General features: G+C 58.5%; 15 protein-coding genes. 6 read left to right on the plus strand and 9 right to left on the minus strand.

The window, feature by feature from the left end; translation table 11 throughout:
* Positions 1–59 precede the first annotated feature (59 nt).
* Together DYE40_RS02745 and DYE40_RS02750 are read left to right on the plus strand one after the other, a co-directional pair.
* The gene (locus tag DYE40_RS02745) at positions 60–1190 is read left to right on the plus strand and encodes a M14 family metallopeptidase (protein ID WP_115307623.1); all 1131 of its coding nucleotides are present in this window, start codon (positions 60–62) and stop codon (positions 1188–1190) included.
* A 69-nt stretch (positions 1191–1259) separates the two neighbouring features.
* Positions 1260–2129, plus strand: coding sequence for a DMT family transporter (locus tag DYE40_RS02750; protein WP_115308256.1), 870 nt, complete (start codon positions 1260–1262; stop codon positions 2127–2129).
* 392 nt (positions 2130–2521) lie between these two features.
* On the opposite strand, the gene rpsO is transcribed toward DYE40_RS02750, so the two are convergent.
* From rpsO to greB, 6 genes are all read right to left on the minus strand, one after another.
* Positions 2522–2788, minus strand: a complete 267-nt coding sequence (gene rpsO / locus DYE40_RS02755) for a 30S ribosomal protein S15 (RefSeq protein WP_115307624.1) — start codon at positions 2786–2788, stop codon at positions 2522–2524.
* A 334-nt stretch (positions 2789–3122) separates the two neighbouring features.
* Entirely contained in the window at positions 3123–4352 is a 1230-nt protein-coding gene (locus DYE40_RS02760; protein ID WP_115307625.1) for a multifunctional CCA addition/repair protein, read from the minus strand.
* Between the two features lie 960 nt (positions 4353–5312).
* A complete protein-coding gene (locus DYE40_RS02765; protein ID WP_172461193.1) occupies positions 5313–7733 on the minus strand; it encodes a TonB-dependent siderophore receptor in 2421 nt (806 codons plus the stop codon).
* A gap of 92 nt (positions 7734–7825) precedes the next feature.
* The gene (gene putA / locus DYE40_RS02770) at positions 7826–11431 is read right to left on the minus strand and encodes a bifunctional proline dehydrogenase/L-glutamate gamma-semialdehyde dehydrogenase PutA (RefSeq protein WP_115307627.1); all 3606 of its coding nucleotides are present in this window, start codon (positions 11429–11431) and stop codon (positions 7826–7828) included.
* A 387-nt stretch (positions 11432–11818) separates the two neighbouring features.
* Positions 11819–13360, minus strand: coding sequence for a sodium/proline symporter PutP (gene putP, locus DYE40_RS02775; protein WP_115307628.1), 1542 nt, complete (start codon positions 13358–13360; stop codon positions 11819–11821).
* Positions 13361–13703: 343 nt separating this feature from the next.
* On the minus strand, positions 13704–14192 hold the full coding sequence (gene greB, locus DYE40_RS02780) for a transcription elongation factor GreB (protein ID WP_115307629.1): 489 nt from the start codon (positions 14190–14192) through the stop codon (positions 13704–13706).
* A gap of 198 nt (positions 14193–14390) precedes the next feature.
* On the opposite strand from greB, the gene DYE40_RS02785 reads away from it, so the two are divergent.
* From DYE40_RS02785 to DYE40_RS02800, 4 genes are all read left to right on the plus strand, one after another.
* The gene (locus DYE40_RS02785) at positions 14391–16190 is read left to right on the plus strand and encodes an aminopeptidase P family protein (RefSeq protein ID WP_115307630.1); all 1800 of its coding nucleotides are present in this window, start codon (positions 14391–14393) and stop codon (positions 16188–16190) included.
* 241 nt (positions 16191–16431) lie between these two features.
* Entirely contained in the window at positions 16432–17310 is an 879-nt protein-coding gene (locus DYE40_RS02790; RefSeq protein WP_244732396.1) for an SPFH domain-containing protein, read from the plus strand.
* A 102-nt stretch (positions 17311–17412) separates the two neighbouring features.
* Complete coding sequence (locus tag DYE40_RS02795; protein ID WP_115307632.1) at positions 17413–17874, plus strand: hypothetical protein; 462 nt, start codon at positions 17413–17415, stop codon at positions 17872–17874.
* Between the two features lie 33 nt (positions 17875–17907).
* Complete coding sequence (locus tag DYE40_RS02800; RefSeq protein ID WP_115307633.1) at positions 17908–18462, plus strand: hypothetical protein; 555 nt, start codon at positions 17908–17910, stop codon at positions 18460–18462.
* A 45-nt stretch (positions 18463–18507) separates the two neighbouring features.
* Here the strand turns inward: DYE40_RS02800 and DYE40_RS02805 are convergent, their stop codons facing one another.
* The 3 genes from DYE40_RS02805 to DYE40_RS02815 form a co-directional block, all read right to left on the minus strand.
* Positions 18508–19026, minus strand: a complete 519-nt coding sequence (locus DYE40_RS02805; RefSeq protein WP_115307634.1) for a YfbM family protein — start codon at positions 19024–19026, stop codon at positions 18508–18510.
* A gap of 784 nt (positions 19027–19810) precedes the next feature.
* Entirely contained in the window at positions 19811–20557 is a 747-nt protein-coding gene (locus DYE40_RS02810) for a formylglycine-generating enzyme family protein (protein WP_115308257.1), read from the minus strand.
* Between the two features lie 76 nt (positions 20558–20633).
* A complete protein-coding gene (locus DYE40_RS02815; protein ID WP_115308258.1) occupies positions 20634–21161 on the minus strand; it encodes a c-type cytochrome in 528 nt (175 codons plus the stop codon).
* Positions 21162–21355: the final 194 nt, after the last annotated feature.

The raw sequence follows: 21355 nt of genomic DNA on the forward strand, positions 1-21355 counted from the left end.
GGCACGGCGCGGGAAAAACTATAATGCCGCCTTCCTCCAACCGTCCGCTTTGCAATCCCATGCTGAAAATCTCCGCCCAATTCGATGCCGGCTCCGTCGTCGTGCACGACCTTTCCGACCCGCAAAACATCCGCCTCGCCCTGCGCCCCGACAACGCCTCCGATTTCGCCCAATGGTTTTACTTCCGCCTGCAAGGCGCGGCCTACCAAAACTGCGTCATGCACTTTGAAAACGCCGCCTCGGCCGCCTATCCCGCAGGCTGGGAAAACTACCAGGCGCGCGCGTCCTACGACCGGCAAAACTGGTTCTGCGTGCCCACGCGCTATGAAAACGGCGTACTGTCCGTCGAACACACGCCGCTGGCCAACAGCGTGTACTACGCCTATTTCGAGCCCTATTCGAGCGAACAGCATCTGAACCTGCTGGGCGAAGCACAAGGCAGCGGCCTGTGCCAGATCGAAGATTTGGGCAGCACCGTGCAGGGGCGCGACATCAATCTGCTCACCATCGGCAACCAAGTGCAAAGCGACCTGAAAATCTGGATCACCGCCCGCCAGCACCCGGGCGAAACCATGGCCGAATGGTTTGCCGAAGGCCTGCTTTCCCGCCTGCTCGACCCGCAGGATCCCACCGCCCGCGCCCTGCTCGACAGCGCCACGTTTTACATTGTGCCGAACATGAATCCCGACGGCTCGGCACTGGGCAATCTGCGCACCAATGCCGCCGGTGCCAACCTCAACCGCGAATGGCTCGAACCGAGCGAAGCACTCAGCCCGGAAGTGTTTTATGTACGCAATAAAATGGAGGAAACCGGCGTAGACCTGTTTCTCGACATCCACGGCGACGAAGGCCTGCCCTACATTTTTCTGGCCGGCACGGAAGGCGTGCCGGAATACGGCGGGCGCATTGCCGCTTTGGAAAACCGCTTCAAAGCCGCCTTCGCCGCCGCCAGCCCCGATTTCCAAGACGAATACGGCTATCCGAAAGACGCGCCCGGCCGGGCGGATCTGAGCATGGCCACCAACTGGGTCGGCCACCGTTTCGGCTGCCTGGCGTACACGCTGGAAATGCCGTTTAAGGACAACGACAACCTGCCCGACGACGATTTCGGCTGGAACGGCCAGCGTTCGCTGCGGCTGGGCGAAGCCGTGTTGTCGGCGGTGTTGAACGTGCTGCCGCATCTGCGCTGACGGAAAAACGGGATGTTCGGACGGCCTCATCACACAGGCCGCCCGCCCGGATACAAAAAAGGCAGAAATATGCACTATCTCATCATCAGCATCTGTTGCAGCGTTGCCGTATCGGTGCTGCTGAAAACCGCACGCAGACAGAAAATCGACCTCGGCCAGGCTGTTGCCGCCAACTACATCGCCGCCGTGGGACTGACCGTGGCCGTGCTGCAACCCGACCTTTCCGCATGGCGGCAGTATCTGCCGACCTGGTGGCTGTTTGCCGCGCTCGGCGTGCTGCTGCCCTCGGTGTTTGTCGTGATGGGACGGGCGGTGGACGCGGCCGGCATCGTCAAATCCGACGCGGCGCAGCGTCTGTCGCTGTTTCTGCCCGTACTCGCCTCGTTTACCCTGTTCGGCGAAACGCTGACACAGGGGCGGCTGATCGGGCTCGTCCTCGCCTTCACCGCCCTCGCCTGCCTGCTGTGGAAGCACGAAGGCGGCAAAAAAAGCGGCCTGCACAGCGTGTGGCTGCTCCTGGCCGTGTGGGCGGGCTACGGCACCATCGACATCCTCTTCAAACAGCTCGCCAAAAGCGGCACCGCATTTTCCGGCAACCTGCTGGTGGCTTTCGCCCTGGCCGCCATGCTGATGTTCGGTATGCTGTTTTCCCGCAGCACCAAATGGTCGGCACGCAGCATCATCGGCGGCCTGCTTTTGGGCGTACTGAATTTCGGCAACATCCTCTCGTATATCCGCGCCCATCAGGCTCTGGCCGACAGCCCGACGCTGGTGTTTGCCGGCATGAACATCGGCGTGATTGTCTGCGGCACGCTTACCGGCGCGCTGCTGTTTAAAGAGAAAATCTCCACCGTCAACGCCGCCGGCATCGCGCTGGCCGTCTGTGCCGTTGCCTGCCTGTTCTACTGGCCGCAGCTTGCCGCGCTGCTGCGCCTGTAAGGCGGACGGCAAACAAACAGGCCGTCTGAAAAGCAGTTTTCAGACGGCCTGTTTGCGGCAAACGCCCGCATCCGCTTTTTATTTTGTGCCGCTATGAACGCACAAAAAAAACGGTGTGGCCGCGAAGCCACACCCAAACACACACACATCAAGAGGAAAGGAAAGAATATCCGACAGCTGAATACCCAACTGAAATACGGCGGTATCGGCTGATACCTTGCCGGAAAGGCCATCGGATGAACGTAATTATATCCAGTTTCACATATCCGGCTTTGATGCAGGTCAAGGTTGCGCGTGCAGGCCGTGCGGAAATCGGCGGACAAACCGCAGCGCATCATAGGAAAGGCCGTCTGAAAACGTTTTCAGACGGCCTTTTTGCAGCAGGACGCAGATTATTTGCGCAAACCCAGACGGGTAATCAGCTCGCGGTAGGTTTCGGGCTTGGTGCGGCGCAGGTAGGCCAGCAGGCGGCGGCGTGCGCTGACCATTTTCAACAGGCCGCGGCGGCTGTGGTGGTCTTTCGGGTTGGTTTTGAAGTGCGGGGTAAGGTCGTTGATGCGGAAGGTCAGCAGGGCAACCTGTACTTCGGACGAACCGGTATCGCCTTCTTTGCGTTGGAAATCTTTAACGATTTGCGCTTTTTGTTCTACAGATAACATATGGAAACTCCAAAAAATAAAGCCTTGCGGCAGACAAGTCCGAGCAGCCGTAACCGGACGGACTCCGAAACCGCCTTGCGGCGGCGCGGCGGATTATACTGCAAGCGGCTGCCGCACGCAGCATTTTATCTGTTGTCCGGCAGGATTAGCCGGCTTTGGCGGATACGGCTTGCCGCCACTTTTTTCAGACGGCCTGCACGGGAGGGGCCGTCTGAAAACGGTTTCGGCGTATTGCGGTTTGAACGGGGAAAGGCGGCGGGCGGAACACCGTGCACAAATGATGCGGGTGTACGCGGAATTTGTCGGAGCCGCCCGAACATATGCTTTGCCGTTTTCAGACGGCCTGTTTGCGGTACGGCTCGTGTATGCGGTCGATTTCTTCCAAACGCGCCAGACGGATGGCTTCCGGGATTTTCAGGGTTTTGCGGCAGGTGGCGACTATGGCGGCGGTGTCCACCTTTGCGGCCGCTTCAATCAGGGAAAGCCAGTGTTCGGCCTGCGGGTAGGCTTCGCTTTCTTTGCCCAGCCTGCCTTGTATGTCGGCGGTGCAGACGTTGAGCATCAGGCGGAAGCGTTCCGGGCGGCGGAAAGCGTCGGTGCGCTGCAAAACATTGAGGACGGTTTTGGCGCGGAGGGTTTGGACGCTGTGCAGTATGATGTGCCAGCGGCAGACGAGTTCCGCCAGTTCGGCACAGGCTTTGGGAACGCGCAGGCGGGCACTGACGGCTTGAACCGGCTCTACTCCGGCCACATCGTGGCCGTGGTGGCGCGGCAGGATTTCGGCGGGCGTGCGGGCTTTGCCCAAATCGTGCAGCAGGGCGGCATAGCGTTCGGGCAGGGACAGATCGAGGGCGGCGGCGCGGCGCAGCGTGAGCAGGGTGTGGATGCCGCTGTCGATTTCGGGATGGTAGTCGGCGCGTTGCGGCACGCCGAAGAGCGCGTCCACTTCGGGCAGCACGGTTTTGAGTGCGCCGCATTCGCGCAGTACTTCTATCATGCGTTCGGGATGTTTCTCCATCAGGCCTTTGGCCAGCTCTTTCCAAACGCGCTCGGGCACAAGCGCGCGTGCTTCGCCGTTTTCCACCATGCCGCGCATCAGGGCTGCGGTTTCGGGGGCAACGGCAAAGCCGTAGCGGGCGGCGAAACGGGCGGTACGCAGGATGCGGACGGGATCTTCGGCAAAAGCGGGGGATACGTGGCGCAGGATTTTGTTGCGCAGATCGGCCTGTCCGCCGAAGGGGTCGATGACGGTGCCGTCCGCATCCTGCGCCATGGCGTTGATGGTCAGATCGCGGCGCATCAGATCCTGTTCGAGGGTAACGTCGGGTTCGGCGTAGCAGGAAAAGCCGCTGTAGCCTTTGCCGGTTTTGCGCTCGGTGCGTGCCAGAGCGTATTCTTCATGGGTAATCGGATGAAGGAAAACGGGAAAATCGCGGCCGACGGGTTTGTAGCCCCGCCTGACCAGCGTATCCGGATGACCGCCGACCACCACCCAGTCCCGATCCTGTACTTCAAGGCCGAGCAATGCGTCGCGCACCGCGCCGCCGACGAGATAGGTTTTCATAATCTGCCTTTTTTCAGATAAGAATGCTGTCGATTATACGCAAAAGGCCGTCTGAAAGTGGGGATACTTTCTGTTTGCAGGTTGCGCTCCGGCTTGTTTGCAGCAGGGAATGCGTGCGTCGCTGCGCGACACACCCTACACGGGTTCGGTGCGGGAAAAAAGCAAAATAGGCCGTCTGAAAACCGTCATTTCGTTTTTTCAGACGGCCTCTGCCGCGAAAGTAGGGTGTGTCGCCCTGAGGCGACGCACGCGGTCTTTGCCACATAACGGCAAGAGACAGTCTGAAACCTGAAAACGCGTGCGTCGCTGCGCGACACACCCTACGCAGGTTCGGTACGGAAAACGGCAAAAGAGGCCGTCTGAAAACCGTTATTTTGTTTTTTCAGACGGCCTCTGCCGCGAAAGTAGGGTGTGTCGCCCCGAAGCGGCGCACGCGCTCTTGGTGTGCATACAACACTCCAAACAAACCGCAAAGCCGCGTGCGTCGCTGTGCGACACACCCTACGCGGGTTCGGTGCGGGAAAAAAGCAAAATAGGCCGTCTGAAAACCGTCATTTCGTTTTTTCAGACGGCCTCTGCCGCGAAAGTAGGGTGTGTCGCCCTGAGGCGACGCACGCGGTCTTTGCCACATAACGGCAAGAGACAGTCTGAAACCTGAAAACGCGTGCGTCGCTGCGCGACACCCTACGCGGGTTCGGTACGGAAAACGGCAAAAGAGGCCGTCTGAAAACCGTCATTTCGTCTTTTTCAGACGGCCTCTGTCGCGAAGCTAGGGTATGCCGCCCTGAGGCGGCGCACGCGGTCTTTGCCACATAACGGCAAGAGACAGTCTGAAACCTGAAAACGCGTGCGTCGCTGCGCGACACACCCTACGTGGGTTCGGTGCGGAAAACGGCAAAAGAGGCCGTCTGAAAACCTTAAAACAGGTTTTCAGACGGCCTCTCTTTTATTTATTCCGCATTAGAAACGCCAGCCTGCTTTAAGCGTGTAGCTGCGCGGCGTGCCGTAGAAATTGTTGCGCGAACGGGTGCGGTAGGCATTGTTTTCAAAATAGATTTTGTCGCCCAGGTTTTTGCCGATCAGGCTGACGTAGGCGTTTTTGTTTATGCGGTACTGCACGTGTCCGCTCCAAACGGCGTAGCCGCCCTGGCTGATGTTGTAGAGGCTGGAGGTTTTGCTTTGGGCGTTTACGCCTGCACCGATTTGCCATTTGCCGCCGGGCAGGGTGTAGCTGGTATACAGGCGGAACATATGCTGCGGGGTGTGGCGGCTGAAGTTGAGGTCTTCGTCCCAGGCTCTGCCCAGGCATTCGACTTCGGTGAAGGTGTTCCAGTCGAAGCATCTTCTTTTCGGCTTTTCGGCACGCGAATAGCGGCTTTTGTTATAGGTGTAGCCGGCGAAAATCTGCCAGTCCGGCGTGAGGCTGCCGGCCAGTTCCGCATCGATGCCCTGGCTGATGACGCGGCCGACGGGGTTCATGGCGGTCATGAAGTTGTTGTCGACGACGGCGATACCACGGTTTTTCTGGACGATGCGGAACAGGCTGACCGAGGCGTTGAGTTTGTTGTCGAACAAGGCCGCTTTCCAGCCGACTTCCAGATTGTTGCCCAATACGGGCGGCAGCAGGTTGCGGTGGGTGGTGTCGGTGTTTTCCTGCGGTTTGAACACGCCGGTGTAGCTGGCATACAGGCTGTGCTGCGGCGTGATGTCGTAGGTGATGCCGGCATAGGGAATCCATTTGCTGCCTTTGAGGTCGGAAAAATGCTCGTAATCGGCACGCGGCAGTTTGCGTTCGCCGTCCCAAATGTCGAGGATTTTGGCCGAGTGGTTGCGGTAGCGGGTGTAGCGTGCGCCTGCCAGCAGGTGCCATCTGCCCCAGTTGAACCGGTTGCTGAGGGCAAATCCGTGGTTGCTTGCTTTGTTGTAATAGCTGTTTAAGTCGTAATACAGCACTTGGTTGCCGCCGAAACGGCTGTCGTATACGGTTTTTTCCGTGCCGTCCAGCTCGTTCCAGTCGGGTTCGGGAACTTCGTCGCCGCGTATGCCGTAAATCGGGTAGCTGTTGTTTTCCAAACGCCAGTAGCCGCCGTAGTCGGGATAGTATCTTGCCGTTTTGTTCCAATAGCGGGTGAAGCGCGAGCGGGTGTTTTCTTTGTTGAATGTGTAGGCGGCGTAAAAGTCATGTGTGCCGCCCCACAGGCCGTATTGGCCGGAAAGATCGAATTTGAGGCCGTATTGTTTGTCGGTTTTCTGATAGCGGAACGGGTGTATGGAGTGGGTGCTGCGCCCGCCTGTCGAGGCCGCGCCCGGCCAGGTAACGGCTTCGGTTACGAATGTGCCGATGCGGCTGTCGGATTTCGTACGGGTGTAATTGGCATCCGCGCCGGCCTTCCAGCCGTTGTCAAAACCCCATTTGAATTTGGCAAACAGGTTTTTGCGTGCCGATTCGCCGCGCGTCCAGTTTTGGGCAAGATAGGTGTTGCGCGGCATGATTTCGGGGGTGTTGCCGCATCTTTCGCCAAAGCTGTTTTCAGGATCGACGCAGGGCAGCAATATGCCCGTGAAATCGGGCTTGTCGTGCGATTTCTGATACAGGCCGCCCAGGCTGAACAGTCCGTTTGCGCCCACGTCGGCTTCGAGTGTGCCGTACAGCACGTTTTTACGGCCGTTTACACGGTCTTTAAACGATTCGCTGTGTTCGTGTACGCCGACAACGCGCCCGCGCAAACCCGCCGCAGAGAGCAGGCTGCCCGAAACGTCGAGCATACCGCGCCGCGTACCCCATTTGTCGAAGCTGGCTTCGCCGATATGCTGGAACTTGGCCGTCGGCCGTTTGCGGATGAGGTTTACCGTGCCGCCCGGCTCGCTCTGCGCCACTGTCAGCCCGGCCGCGCCGCGCAGGATTTCAACGTGGTCGTAAACCGCCAAATCGGTGTTGGGCGATACTTCGACGTTGTCGCTCAAACCCTGCCGCCCGGCAACATTGTGGGTAAGGCCGTCTTCGCCGATTTGATCGACAAAAAAGCCCCGCGTCTGAAAACGCAGACGTGAGGCTTCGCGTACGACATTCACACCGGTGGCTGTGTTGAGCGCGTCGTCCAAGCTGTTGAGGGCGCGGTCGTCAAGCTGGCTGCGGGTCAGCACGCCCACCGACTGCGGCGTGTCTTTTACCGACAAAGCCATGCCGGTGGCGGTGTTCATATTGTTGATGGTGTAGGACTGCTGCTTTTCGGTGGTGTTGCCGGTGCGCCTGCCGCTTACTTTCACTTCTTCAAGAACGGCTTGAACGGCATCCCCGCCGTTTTGCGCATAGGCCGTCTGAACAGCGGCGGCCAGCAGCAGGGCGGGGATTTTGTAACGCGGACATGCTGGAATAGCCATCATCTCATCCTTACAAAAATTTTCCTCAAAAAATAATTGTCGTTAATTATTAAATAATGGAAAATTTATGTCAAGGATGAGATTGAGTCCTGCTAATCCCCCATCGCCATCAGGCTGGCGTTGCCGCCTGCGGTGGTGGTGTTGATGCTGCACGAGACTTCTTCAAACACTTGCAGGATGTCGAGGCCGCCGGCGGAAGGCAGGATGCGGACGAGTGCACCGCCGCCTGCGGCCAGTTTCTGCCTGAGTTCGGTATCCAGCGGATCGAGGGCGGCAATGTGGACGGCACCGCTGGTTTCCGGCTGGCTGCTGACCAAGAGCAGTTCGCCGAATGCGTCGGCATGGGCGGCAAGCGGATGGCCGGTACCGACAACGGCCTGTATGCCGGAAGCGGCAAGCTGGGCAAGCGCGGCGAAGCTGCGGTCGAGGTCGCCGCCGTGTATCCAGACGCGCTTGGGCGCACGCCATGCGGCGGCGTTGCTTTCGCCGGTGGGGCCGGTAAGCAGGGCTTCTGCACCGCGCAGGGTGCGGAAGCGCGCCTGGCCGAGGGCGGCGGCGGCGGCGAGCTTCTGCTCCTGGGCCAGCGGCAGGCTGTGCAGCAGGGCTTCCAGTTTTTTCAGCGCGGCTTCATCTGCCTGTCCGGGCCGGGTCAGTTCGGGCGGCATCCAGTAGTTCAGGCGGCTGAGGCGTTGCAGATAGAAGGGGCCGCCTGCTTTGGGGCCGGTGCCGGAAAGGCCGTGGCCGCCGAAAGGCTGCACGCCGACTACTGCGCCGACGATGTTGCGGTTGACATAGACGTTGCCCGCTTCGATGCGGCTGCGGATGTATTCCACCGTGCTGTCGATGCGGCTGTGGATGCCGTGGGTCAGCGCGTAGCCTTTGCTGTTGATTTGGTCGAGCAGGCTGTCCAGCTCTTCTGCACGGTAGCGGACGACGTGCAGCACGGGGCCGAACACTTCGCGTTGCAGCTCGCCCAAGTCGTTCAGTTCAAACAGGATCGGGCAGACAAAGGTGGCGTTTTCGGGATCGGTGCCGAGTGCGGTTTTGACTTCGTGGTAGGACTTGGCCGCGCCTTTCATTTTGTTGATGTGGGCAAGCAGGTTCTGCTGTGCTTCGGCATCGATCACGGGGCCGACATCGGTGTCGAGGTGTTCGGGGTTGCCGACGACCAGTTCGTCCATCGCGCCTTTGATCATGGCAATCATGTGGTCGGCCACGTCTTCCTGCACGCAGAGGATGCGCAGGGCGGAACAGCGTTGTCCGGCGCTGTCGAAGGCGGAGTTGATCACATCGGCGCAAACCTGCTCGGGCAGGGCGGTGGAATCCACAATCATGGCGTTCTGGCCGCCGGTTTCGGCGATGAGGACAGTGTTGTCGCTGCGTTTGGCCAGGGTTTGGTTGATGAGGCGGGCGACTTCGGTGGAGCCGGTGAAAATCACGCCGCCGATGCGTTCGTCCTGCGTGAGTGCCGCGCCGACGTCGCCTGCGCCGAGTACGAGTTGCAGGGCTTGTGCGGGGATGCCGGCCTCGTGCATCAGTTTGACGGCATAGAAGGCGATGAGGTTGGTCTGCTCGGCAGGTTTGGCGACAACGGTGTTGCCTGCGGCAAGCGCGGCGGCAACTTCGCCGGTGAAGATGGCCAGCGGGAAGTTCCACGGGCTGATGGCGACGATGGTGCCGACGGCATGGGCATCTTTTAGAAGCTGTTCGGCCTGGTCGGCATAGTAGCGGCAGAAATCGACGGCTTCGCGCACTTCGGCAATGGCGTTGTTCAGCGTTTTGCCCGCCTCGCGCACGGCCAGCATCATCAGTGCGGGGGTGTGCTGCTCGAGCAGGTCGGCAAAGCGGCGCAGGACGGCGGCGCGTTCGGCGGCGGGGGTGCCGCCCCAGGATTTCTGCGCGGCCACGGCGGCGGCCACGGCTTCTTTGGCGGTGTCGGCATCGGCGAAGCTGACCGTGCCGACAATGTCGCTGTGGTCGGCCGGGTTTTTCACTTCGCCTGCGCTTTGTGCGGCACGGGCTTTGCCGTTGATGACGGAGGCAGCCTGAAACTTTTCTGCGGCGGCGGCGTTCATGTCGGCTTGCAGCTTTTGCAGGACGTTTTCGTTGCTCAAATCCACGCCGTGCGAATTCAGACGGCCTTCTCCGTAGAGTTTGCGCGGCAGCGGCAGCGCGGGGTGCAGGTGGATGCCTTCCTGTTCGACAGTCTCGAACGGGCTGCGGATGAGTTGGTCTATGCTGATGTTTTCATCGACGATCTGATTGACGAACGAGGTGTTCGCGCCGTTTTCCAGCAGGCGGCGCACCAGATAGGCCAACAGGGTTTCGTGCGTACCGACGGGGGCGTATACGCGCACGCGGCGGCCGAGGTTCTGCGGGCCGACCACTTGGTCGTACAGGGTTTCGCCCATACCGTGCAGACACTGGTGTTCGAAATCTTTGCCTTTGCCCATCTGGTAGATGGCGGCCAGCGTGTAGGCGTTGTGGGTGGCAAACTGGGGGAACACGGCATCCTGCGCGTCCAGCAGTTTGCGGGCGCAGGCCAGATAGGAGATGTCGGTGTGGACTTTGCGGGTGTACACGGGATAGCCGTCGAGGCCGTCTACCTGCGCCCATTTGATTTCGCTGTCCCAATACGCGCCTTTTACCAGACGGATCATCAGCTTCTGATTGTGGCGGCGGGCAAGGTCGATCAGATAGTCGATAACGAAGGGGCAGCGTTTCTGATAGGCCTGCACCACGAAACCGATGCCGTTGTAGCCGGCCAGATCGGGATCGGACACCAAACCCTCCATCAGATCCAAGGAAAGTTCGAGGCGGTTGGCTTCTTCCGCGTCGATGTTGATGCCGATGTCGTACTGTTTGCCCAAGAGATACAGCTCTTTCAGGCGCGGCAGCAGCTCTTTCATCACGCGGTCGTGCTGGGCGCGGGAATAGCGCGGATGGATGGCGGAGAGTTTGACGGAAATGCCGTTGCCCTCGTACACGCCCTGCCCTGCCGCGTCTTTGCCGATGGCGTGGATGGCATCTTTATAATCTTTGAAGTAACGCTGTGCGTCGGCTTCGGTCATTGCGGCTTCGCCGAGCATATCGAAAGAATAGCGGTAGCCCATTTTTTCGCGCTCTTTGCCGTTTTGCAGGGCTTCTTCGATGGTTTGTCCGGTTACGAACTGTTTGCCCAGCATCCGCATGGCGTAATCCATGGCTTTGCGGATCACCGGTTCGCCGCCTTTGCCCAAAAGGCGGGTGAGTGCCGAACCCAGGCTGTCGTCGCTGCCCGGCGTGGTCAGTTTGCCGGTAACCAGCAGCCCCCACGCGGCGGCATTGACGAACATGGACGGGCTGTTGCCCAAATGGCTTTTCCAGTCGCCTTCGGAGAGTTTGTCCCGAATGAGTTTGTTGCGGGTTTCTTTGTCGGGGATGCGCAGCAGGGCTTCTGCCAGGCACATCAGGGCAACGCCCTCTTCGCTGGACAGGGAAAATTCGTGCATCAGCGCGTCCACGCCGCTGGCCTTGGTGCGGTTGGCGCGCACCTGGGCAACAAGGCGGCGGGCGAGTTCGTCGGCATCTCTGCGTTCTTCGCCGCTCATCTGCGCACGTTGCAGCATATCGTTTACCGCTTCGATTTCGTCGCGGCGGTAGGCATCGGTAACTGCTTGCCGCAGGGAGGTTTGTGTCGGAAAGGCAAAATCGAACATTTTTCGGGTTCTCCAGGGGTTTCGATAGTGTTTTCAGACGGCCTCCTCAGGCCGCCCGAACGGTTTGGAATGCTTCTTTTCGGGTATGCGGACAAAATTACGTCCCGCACACGGATACGGTTTATCGTAAACAATCCGGCCTGTGCAAACAAGCGGATTGCAAAGCAGGTTTGCACAAGGTCAAATCATTTTTTTTCCGGCGGCTGCCAAACGGAAAACCGGCCGTACGGCACGGTGCGGAATATTGAGGCCGTCTGAAAAACAGATTCCCCGCGCAGGCATGGCCGGAAGATTACTTTCCATCCTGCCGGACATTTGTTTTCAGACGGCCTCAAAACGGATTTTCAGGCTGCCCCGCCCGAACGGCAAGACAGCCTGAAACCTGTTTTATTTCGCCGTGCGGTAGTCGGCATCCGCTTTGGCAAAGCGTTCCCGCACTTCCTGCGACGGCTCTTTGCCCAGCAGCGACACAGCCACTGCCACCAGGGCGCAGACGATAAAGCCGGGAACGATTTCATAGACGGTTGCCCAGCCGCCCGCCTCATTGGCGAGTTTGGCCGCTTCCAATGCGGGCTTTTTCACAAATTCCGCCCACAGCACCACGGTCAGTGCGCCGGCCGCCATGCCGGCGAGTGCGCCGGAGGCAGTAATGCGGTTCCACAGCACCGACAGAATCACAACCGGGCCGAACGCCGCGCCGAAGCCCGCCCAGGCATAGGCCACCAGACCCAGCACTTTGCTGTTCGGGTCGGAAGCAATCAGAATCGACACCACGGCAATCGCCAACACCATAATGCGCCCGATCCACACCAATTCCTGCTGCGGGGCGTTTTTACGCAGAAAGCCTTTGTAGAAGTCTTCGGTAATCGCGCTGGAACACACCAGAAGCTGGCAGGACAGGGTAGACATCACCGCCGCCAGAATCGCGCTCAGAATCACGCCGGCAATCCACGGGTTGAACAACAGCGTGGCAAGGGCGATGAACACGCGCTCGTGGTTGCCTTTCATTGCCGCCACCTGTTCGGGATGCGCACCGAAATAGGGAATGCCGAAGTAGCCCACGGCCACCGCGCCGCCCAAGCACAGAATCATCCAAGTCATACCGATGCGGCGGGCGGACACCAGCGATTTCGCGCTTTCGGCCGCCATAAAGCGTGCCAGAATGTGCGGCTGGCCGAAATAGCCCAAGCCCCATGCAGCGGTGGAAACAATGCCGACAAAAGTCGTACCGGCCAGCAGGCTGCCGTATTCCTTGCCGGTTTCTGCGGCCATGCTCTGCATGGCGGCGGACATCTGATCCGCCCCGCCCAAGCCCAGATACACCATTATCGGAGTCAGGATCAGCGCGAAAATCATCAGCGAGGCTTGCAGGGTGTCCGTCCAGCTCACGGCCAGAAAGCCGCCGAGGAAGGTATAGATGATGGTTGCGCCCGCACCCAGCCACATGGCCTGGGTATAGCTCATGCCCTCAAACAGGCTTTGGAACAGGGTGGCACCGGCCACGATGCCGGAAGCGCAGTAAATCGTGAAGAAAAACAAAATGATGACGGCAGACACCACCTTCATCAGATGTCCACCCGCACCGAAGCGGTGGAAAAAGTAATCCGGCAGCGTCAGCGCATTGTTGGCGTATTCGGTATGCACGCGCAGGCGGCCGGCCACCAGCAGCCAGTTGAAATACGCGCCCACGGTCAGGCCGATGGCAATCCACGCCTCGCTCAGGCCGCTCAGGTAAATGGCTCCGGGCAGACCCATCAGCAGCCAGCCGGACATATCGGACGCGCCCGCCGACATGGCGGTAACAAACGGCCCCAGGCTGCGGCCGCCGAGAATGTAGTCGTCGAAATTCCGGGTGGAAAAATAGGCCGCGAGGCCGATGAGGAGAACCGCTATCAGATAGATAGCGAAGGTAACGTACATGGGATTCATGGGATTTCTGCTCTTTCGGATGTTCTTTTTTGAAAATGACAGGCCTGCGCTTGCGGGAAACGCTTTCACGGGAAGATGAAAACTGTAATTCCTTGTAGCACCTGTTGCGGCGGCTTTATACTTGATTACGCTATTTTCTGTCAATATTTGCAAAGTACGCCCTGATTTGCGCTAAATCCGGCCGTCTGAAAATATTTGATACCGAATATGCCGCTACACGCTGCAAAAAAGCCGCTGCCGGAAATAAAAGGAAAGGCCGTCTGAAAATTCCCCGCCCCGACGGGCAAAACGGTATTTTCAGACGGCCTCCGATGCGCAGGCAGAACCAGGCAAGAATCAGGGCCTATCCGATGCGGACATAGGCCACTTCGAGTATTTCGATGTGTTCGCGTCCTTCCGGCGTGTGCAGCACCACCGCATCTCCCTCCCGCGCTTTAATCAGGCAGCGCGCCAGCGGCGAAACCCACGAAATTTTGTTTTGCGCCGCATCCGACTCGTCGGTGCCGACGATTTTTACCACCTGTTCGCTGCCGCTGCCGCGCAACAGCGTTACCGTCGCGCCGAAAAACACCTGGTCGGTGGCTTCGCGCGTTTCCGGGTCGATGACTTGCGCGGCTTCGAGGCGTTTGGTCAGAAAACGGATGCGGCGGTCTATCTCCCGCATACGCCGTTTGCCGTAGAGATAATCGCCGTTTTCGCTGCGGTCGCCGTTGGATGCCGCCCAGTTCACCACCTGCACGATGTCGGGGCGTTCCTTATTGACCAGGCGGAACAGCTCGTCTTTCAGGCTTTTCCAGCCTGCGGGCGTAATGTAGTTGGGTGTATTGTTCATAAACTGAGAATCGGGCCGTCTGAAAAAAGGCGGATTTTAGCAAAATACCGCCGCCACAAAATGCCGTCTGCCCTGTTTTGCCGCCGCAGGAGCCGGCGGGCAAAACGAACAAAGCGGTTTTCAGACGGCCTGTAAACCCTTAAACTGCAAAATCCTGACGAAAACCCGGTTTGCAATTACCAAATAGGAGCAAAACATATGACTACAGCCCGCCAATATCTCGGCGCATTACGCCAGGCCATGCAGCAGCACGGCTTGGATGCTTTCGTGATTCCGTCTGCCGATCCGCACCTTTCCGAATACCTGCCCGGACACTGGCAGGCGCGCAGCCGCTTTTCGGGCTTTACCGGCTCGGTAGGCACGCTGGTGGTTACGCCGGAAAAAGCCGGCCTGTGGGTGGACAGCCGCTATTGGGAGCAGGCCGGACAGCAGCTTGCGGGCAGCGGCATCGTTTTACAGAAAACCGGCGAGGTCGCGCCTTACACCGAATGGCTGGCGGAAAACCTGAAAGAAGGTGCGGCCGTGGGCGTACCTGCCGATATGCTGTCGCTGGCCGGCAAACGCGATTTGCAGCAGACGCTGGCAGCGAAAAACATCCGCGTCGAACACCCTGAAACGCTGCTGGACGAAGTGTGGGCAGACCGCCCCGCCCTGCCCTCCGAAACGATTTATGCCCACCATCCCGATTTTGTTTCGGAAACCGCGTCCGAAAAGCTCAAACGGGTACGCGCGGCGATGAAGGCGCACGGTGCGCAATACCATTTGGTTTCCTCGCTCGACGACATCGCGTGGATTACCAATCTGCGCGGCAGCGATGTGCCGTTTAACCCCGTATTTTTGTCGTTTCTGCTGATTGGCGCGAACGAGGCCGTTTTGTTTGCCGACCGCAGCCGTTTCAACGCCGAAGCCGAAGCCGCTTTGGCAGCGGCCGGTATCGCGGCAAAAGCCTATGCCGAAGCCGGAGCCGCTTTGGCCGGAGTGGAAGGCAGCCTGCTGGCCGATCCGAACAAAACCGCCGTCAGCACCCTGCGCCGCCTGCCCGCATCCGTCCGCGTAATTGAAGACACCAATCCGAGCACTTTGTTCAAATCTGTCAAATCCGACGAAGACATCGCCCGTATCCGCAAAGTAATGGAGCAGGACGGCGCGGCTTTGTGCGGCTTTTTCGCCGAGTTTGAACAAAAACTGGCGCAAGGCGTGCGCGTAACCGAGTTTGACATCGATGCCATGCTGCTCAAATACCGCAGCCGCTACGAGGGCTTTGTGTCGTCGAGTTTCGCCACGATTGCGGGCTTTAACGCCAATGCGGCCATGGCGCATTACAGCGCGGCAGAAGAAAATTGCAGCGTCATCGAAGGCGACGGCATGCTGCTCATCGACTCGGGCGGCCAATACTGGGGCGGCACCACCGACATTACCCGCGTGGTGCCTGTCGGCAGGCCGTCTGAAATGCAGAAACGCGACTACACGCTGGTGCTGAAAGCACACATCGCGCTTGACGAAACCGTCTTCCCCGAAAATATCGCCTCGCCGCTGATTGACGCAATCTGCCGCAAACCCCTGTGGCAGGCGCAACGCAACTACGGCCACGGCACGGGACACGGCGTGGGCTATTTCCTCAATGTGCACGAAGGCCCGCAGGTTATCGCCTGCGCCGCCGTACCCAACAAAAACCACGCCATGAAAAAAGGCATGATTACCTCCATCGAACCCGGCCTCTACCGTCCGGGCAGATGGGGCATCCGCATTGAAAACCTTGCCGTGAATATGCCTGTGGCGCAGCCCGAAGAAAGCGAATTCGGCGAATTTCTGTATTTTGAAACGCTGACACTCTGCCCGATAGACACACGCCTGATACTGCCCGAGATGATGGACGACAACGAAATCCGCTGGCTCAACGACTACCACGCCGAAGTGCGCCGCCGCCTCGAACCGTGGGTAGAAGGAGATGCAAAAGCATGGCTTTTGGAACGTACCGCCCCTTTGGCACGCCGATAAGCAGCCCGTAATGCCGGCAGAAGCCGTCTGAAAACCGTTTGCACCGTTTTCAGACGGCCTCTTTCCGCCTTGTCCGAACCTCATCGCAACACAGCCGGACAGCCGCATTGGCAAACCCGCCGTTTGGGCGGGTTTGCGCTTTTCAGACGGCCTGATGCCATTAAGGCGGGCTGAAAACGGCATTCGGGCTGCCGCTTCGTTTACAATCCCACCGTCCGCCAACCATTCCGAAAGCGTTTCCATGAAAACCCCCGCCCCGAAAACCCCCACCCCCACCATCAAACCGCGCAAAGCCCTCTGGTTCGGCAGCATCGTGCTGGCAGCCCTGATACTGTTGGCATTGTTCCGCCCCTTTACCCGCATCGACACAGGGCAAATCGGCGTAGTCCGCACCTTCAACGGCAAAATCGCTGACGAGCCTGCCGCCGTCGGCTGGCACACCACCTTCACCAGCCGCATCGACAAATACACCGTCAAAGAAATCCCCGTGCAGCTCCAAGACCTGCGCCCCACCACCAAAGAAAACATCTCCCTGCGCGACTTGGATTTTGAAATCCAATACTCCGTGAACCCCATGAAAACCCCGATGATTGCCGCCAAATATTCCAACATGAACGGCTACGAGCAAAGCAGCGGCATCTACATCCCCGCCTATATGCTAGTGGAAAAACAGGCAAAATCCGTATCCGCCGATGCCGTTTCCCGTTTTGAAGCCCTCGCCATCAACGCCAAGCGCAACGAACTGGAAAACATCATCCGCACCAACCTGCAAAAAGATTTGGATGCCAACGACCCCGACACCTTCACCGTCAGCCGCGTAACCATCTCCAACCTGCTGCCGGACGAAAAAATCCAAGAATCCATCCGCATGATTGCCGATTCGGAAAACCGCAAACAAGTCGCCATCAACAAGCTGGAAATCGCCAAAACCGAAGCCGAAGAAAACCGCGTGCGCTCGCAATCGCTGGACGACAAAATTCTGGCGGAAAAAACGCTGGAAGCCCTGATTAAAATGGGCGAAAAAGGCAACGTAGTCGTCGTGCCGCTGGACTTCAAAGGCACAATCATGACAGGCACAGGCAGCAGCCGTCCGCAAACCGCCCCCGCCCGTCCGCAATAGGCAAACCCACTTTCAGGCTGCCTTTTCAGACGGCATCCGAGGCAGCCTGAAACCTGCCTAAATCTTGGCAAGCCCAAAGGCAGCCTGAAAACGGAGAAAACCATGCGCCGCCAATCCGCATTGCTGTTTTTGCTCACCTGCTCCCTAGCCGCCCACGCAGGCGGCGACCACACACCCGCGCAAATCAGCCGCTTTTCAGGCAGCAACGGGCATTACCAATTCACCGTAACCCAACAAGGCGAACGCCTGCTCTACAACGACCACTGCCGCAGCTACCGCGTTGTCATCACGCCGCGCAAACACACCCTGCGCGACACCATCCTGCCGTTTCCCGCCGCAAGCAGCCACCCCACACTCCGCGAAACCGAAGCCGCCGCCCAAGCCCTGAAAAACGCCGCCGCACAAAAACGCACGCTGCACTTTGGCTACTTGGGCAGCGGCCTGTTTCCCGACAAACAGCAAAAATGCCTGTATCACGGCACAGGCATCAAACAATACGAAAAAGAGATTATGGTGCATCAAGATGCGCGCGAAGGGCTGTATCCTTATATGGATGCGGAATAGGCCGTCTGAAAACCGCCCGACAAGGAAATCCCCATGCCGTCCCACCTTATCCCTGCCCTCATGTGCCTGACAGGCGTGCTGTTTATGCTCGCCAATTTTTCTATCCTGCCGGCGGTGTGGCGCGGCAAGAACCGTTCGTTCGCCCCTTTTTTCGGCGCACTTTTATGGTGTGCGGGCATACGCGATATTCAGCGGCAACACGACATTTCAAACTATTGGTATGCCGCAGCATTGCTGGACATCGGCGTATGGCTGCTGCCGCTCATGATTTGGGTACATCTGAACCACGCATGGCAGCACTCGGCTTTCCGCCGCGTGGCGCAGTTTGAGCGCAATGACGGCGGCGGATATTACCGCCTGTCTTTTTACCGCAACGGCGACGCGGTGCTCTCCTACCGGCAAGCCCGCGAAAACCGCAGCCGCACATGGCATTGGGAACGGACGGACACGCAATGGCGTATCGGCAGCCTGTACCACCAAATTACCGCCGAGCAGCAAGACAGACACTTGGTGTTTGCCGGCCATACGGCGGGGCAGCAGGACGGAATGTTGGAACACCTTGTCGGACAAACGTTTGTGCAGAAATAAGATTCAGACGGCCTATCCGCCCCCAAAGGCCGTCTGAAAACCGGTTTAACAAAGCGTAGACAACACGCCGCATTTCTGTTCTGCGGCGGTTTGATAAAAGGCGCGCAATTCGTCAAACAATTCAATCAGAAAATCAACGATTTCGGGATCGTCTCCGAACAAATCGCTCCTGTACACATCGCTTTTTTCCCATTCTGCCGCGCTGATTTCGCCAAGCTGTTTGGCAAAATCCAGCGCATTGAGGGCGGCGGAAATTTCGGCAACATCGCCGACGGTGCTGTATGACGGCACTTCGGACGGATCCAATTCGGCGCACTCTTCGGGGCTGAGATCAACGTACTCGAGTACGCTGTGCGTGCCGCAGACAGCATTGTTGAGCGGCGTGTCTTCAAATTCGGGCGAACGGGTCAGCGCGTAGCGCAGGCAGTCCCACAGTTTGTCCAAATCGCATTCGGCAACGGCACGGTTTTCCTCCTCCTGCAATGCGTCAAAACCGGATCCGCCTGTCAGGATTTGGTTTAAATCGTCTTCTGTATAGGCTTGTAATACAACGCATAATCCCATGATACCCTCCTTGTCTGCATGATTTCAGACAGCCTGAAAAAGCACGTATTGTAAACGGTTTTCAAACCGCCATCCCGCCGTTTTCCTGCTGTACAAACCATCCGCGCAGCGCACTCATTTCCGTCGTTTGCATAGGATGTGCCGCATAACGACGTACGCACGCTCCTGCGAAAGGCCGTCTGAAAATCCTGCCTCCTCCACCTGCACAAATATGGTTCTGCCGCACATCTATTTGCCGAAACAGCCGGCAATTGCCGTCAATCTTCAAACCGCGTGCGTGGCTTACGCCACACACCCTACGATAATCCTGCGTAGGGTGTGTCGCCAAAGCGACGCACGCGCTCCCTACTTTCGGAAAGATGCAAACCGCAGCTTGCAAAGCTAATCCAATGCCGAACAAACGTCCCTCCCCGTTGAAAAGGAAATAGAGGCCGTCTGAAAATCACAAACCGCGTGCGTGGCTTACGCCATACACCCTACGATAATCCTGCGTAGGGTGTGTCGCCAAGGCGACGCTCGCGCTCCCTAATTTCGGAAAGATGCAAACCGCAGCTTGCAAAGCTAATCCAATGCCGAACAAACGTCCCTCCCCCGTTGAAAAGGAAATAGAGGCCGTCTGAAAATCACAAACCACGTGCGTGGCTGCACTACACACCCTACGATAATCCTGCGTAGGGTGTGCCGCCCCAAGGCGACGCACGCGTTCCACAAATTTCAGCAAAAAGGCCGTCTGAAAACCCTAAAACGGGTTTTCAGACGGCCTTCAAACGTGCTTTGCCGCTGCTTATTGTGCGCAGCGGAAGCCCAGGTTGTGGACGGAAAATTTGGATTGCAGGCTGGTGCGGAAGCCGTAGCGCAGAAAGGCGGCGTAGTTGCTGGGGTCGGTCGAGCCCGCAGCCGCGCCGCTGCAAAACATGGAGCTGTCCACGCCGCCGGAATTGAGCAGGCTGCTGTTGAAGTCTTCCGTCCACTCCCAAATCAGGCCGTGCATATCGTAAATGCCCCAATAGTTGGGCTTCATGCGGCCTACGTCGCGCAGTCCGGTGCGGCTGCCTTGTGCGTACCAGTTGAGGATGGTGTCGCGGTAGGCCTTTTCGTTCGCGCCATTGGGTTTGAGTTCGGAAGCCTGCCCGGCAAATTCCCATTGGTTGATGGTGGGCAGGCGTTTGCCCTGCGCGGTGCAGTAGGCGTTGGCGGCAAACCATGAAACGAACACGACGGGTTTGTTCAGATCGGCTTTTTTCGGTGCAAAGCCCGCTGCGCTTTTTTCCCAATGCGACAGGTAGTGTTGGTCGCTCTGTTTGCTGCTGGGTTTGCCGCGCTGCCATTGCGGGTTTTTCTTGACGAATTCGTAAAACTCGCCGTTGGTAACAGGCGTTTTGTCGAGTTTGAACGGGCCGACTTTGGTCAGCGGGGCATCGGCGGCAAGGTAAAGGGGGCGGTAGGTGCCGCCGGGCAGCTCGGACATGCCGGCGGCGAAAGATGAAGCGGATACGATTGCCAACAGGCCGTATAGGAGGTTTTTTTTCATGGAACGCTCTTTCATATGGTTGGAACGGTACTTGGAAAACGTATCCGCAACCGGCGCAGGCTGCAAATACGGCTGCTTATTGCTTTCCGGCGCGGTAGTCCGCCACTTCCTGTGCGGTAACTTCGCCGCCCGCATTGCCGAATGAGTTTAAAACATAAGTGGACACGGCGGCTATTTCTTCGTCTTTCAGCGGGAAGGAGGGCATGATGCCGTCGTATTCTTTGCCGTTTACGGTGATTTTGCCGCGTATGCCTTTGGCTATGGAGGCGACCAGCTGCATTTTGTCTTGGGCAAAATAATCGGATTTGCCCAAGGGCGGCAGAGCCGCATTCGAGCCGTTGCCGTCTTCGCCGTGGCAGGCTTTGCAGCGTTTGTCGTATATGGCTTTGCCTGCTTTGAGGTGTTCGGGCACTTCCGGCGCGGCAGCTTTCGTGTCCGAGGCCGGCACGTTTGCATGGTTTTCAGACGGCCTTTCGGCCGATGCCTGCAATGGTGCAGACGCAGCAGACGAATTTCCGCTTTGTTCTGTCTGCCCCTGTTCCTGTCCGTTGCAGGCGGCAAGCAGCAGGCCGAGCAGTACTGCGGCGGGCAATGTGTATTTCATGGCGCGTTCCTTTGTTTGAAATCCGGCGGGCTGTTGTTGTTTGTTGTGTTTTGTCCGTCGGCGGGATTTGTTTGCGGCAAACCGGGACATCCGTCCGCATTTGCAGAGGCCGCGTGCGTCAGGTGTGAAAAAAGGCATCCGTAACGCCTGAATTTCCGTTGCTGATACCCTCTCGGATAGTTTTCAGACGGCCT

The sequence above is a fragment of the Kingella potus genome (assembly GCF_900451175.1).
In the GTDB taxonomy this organism is placed as follows: domain Bacteria; phylum Pseudomonadota; class Gammaproteobacteria; order Burkholderiales; family Neisseriaceae; genus Neisseria; species Neisseria potus.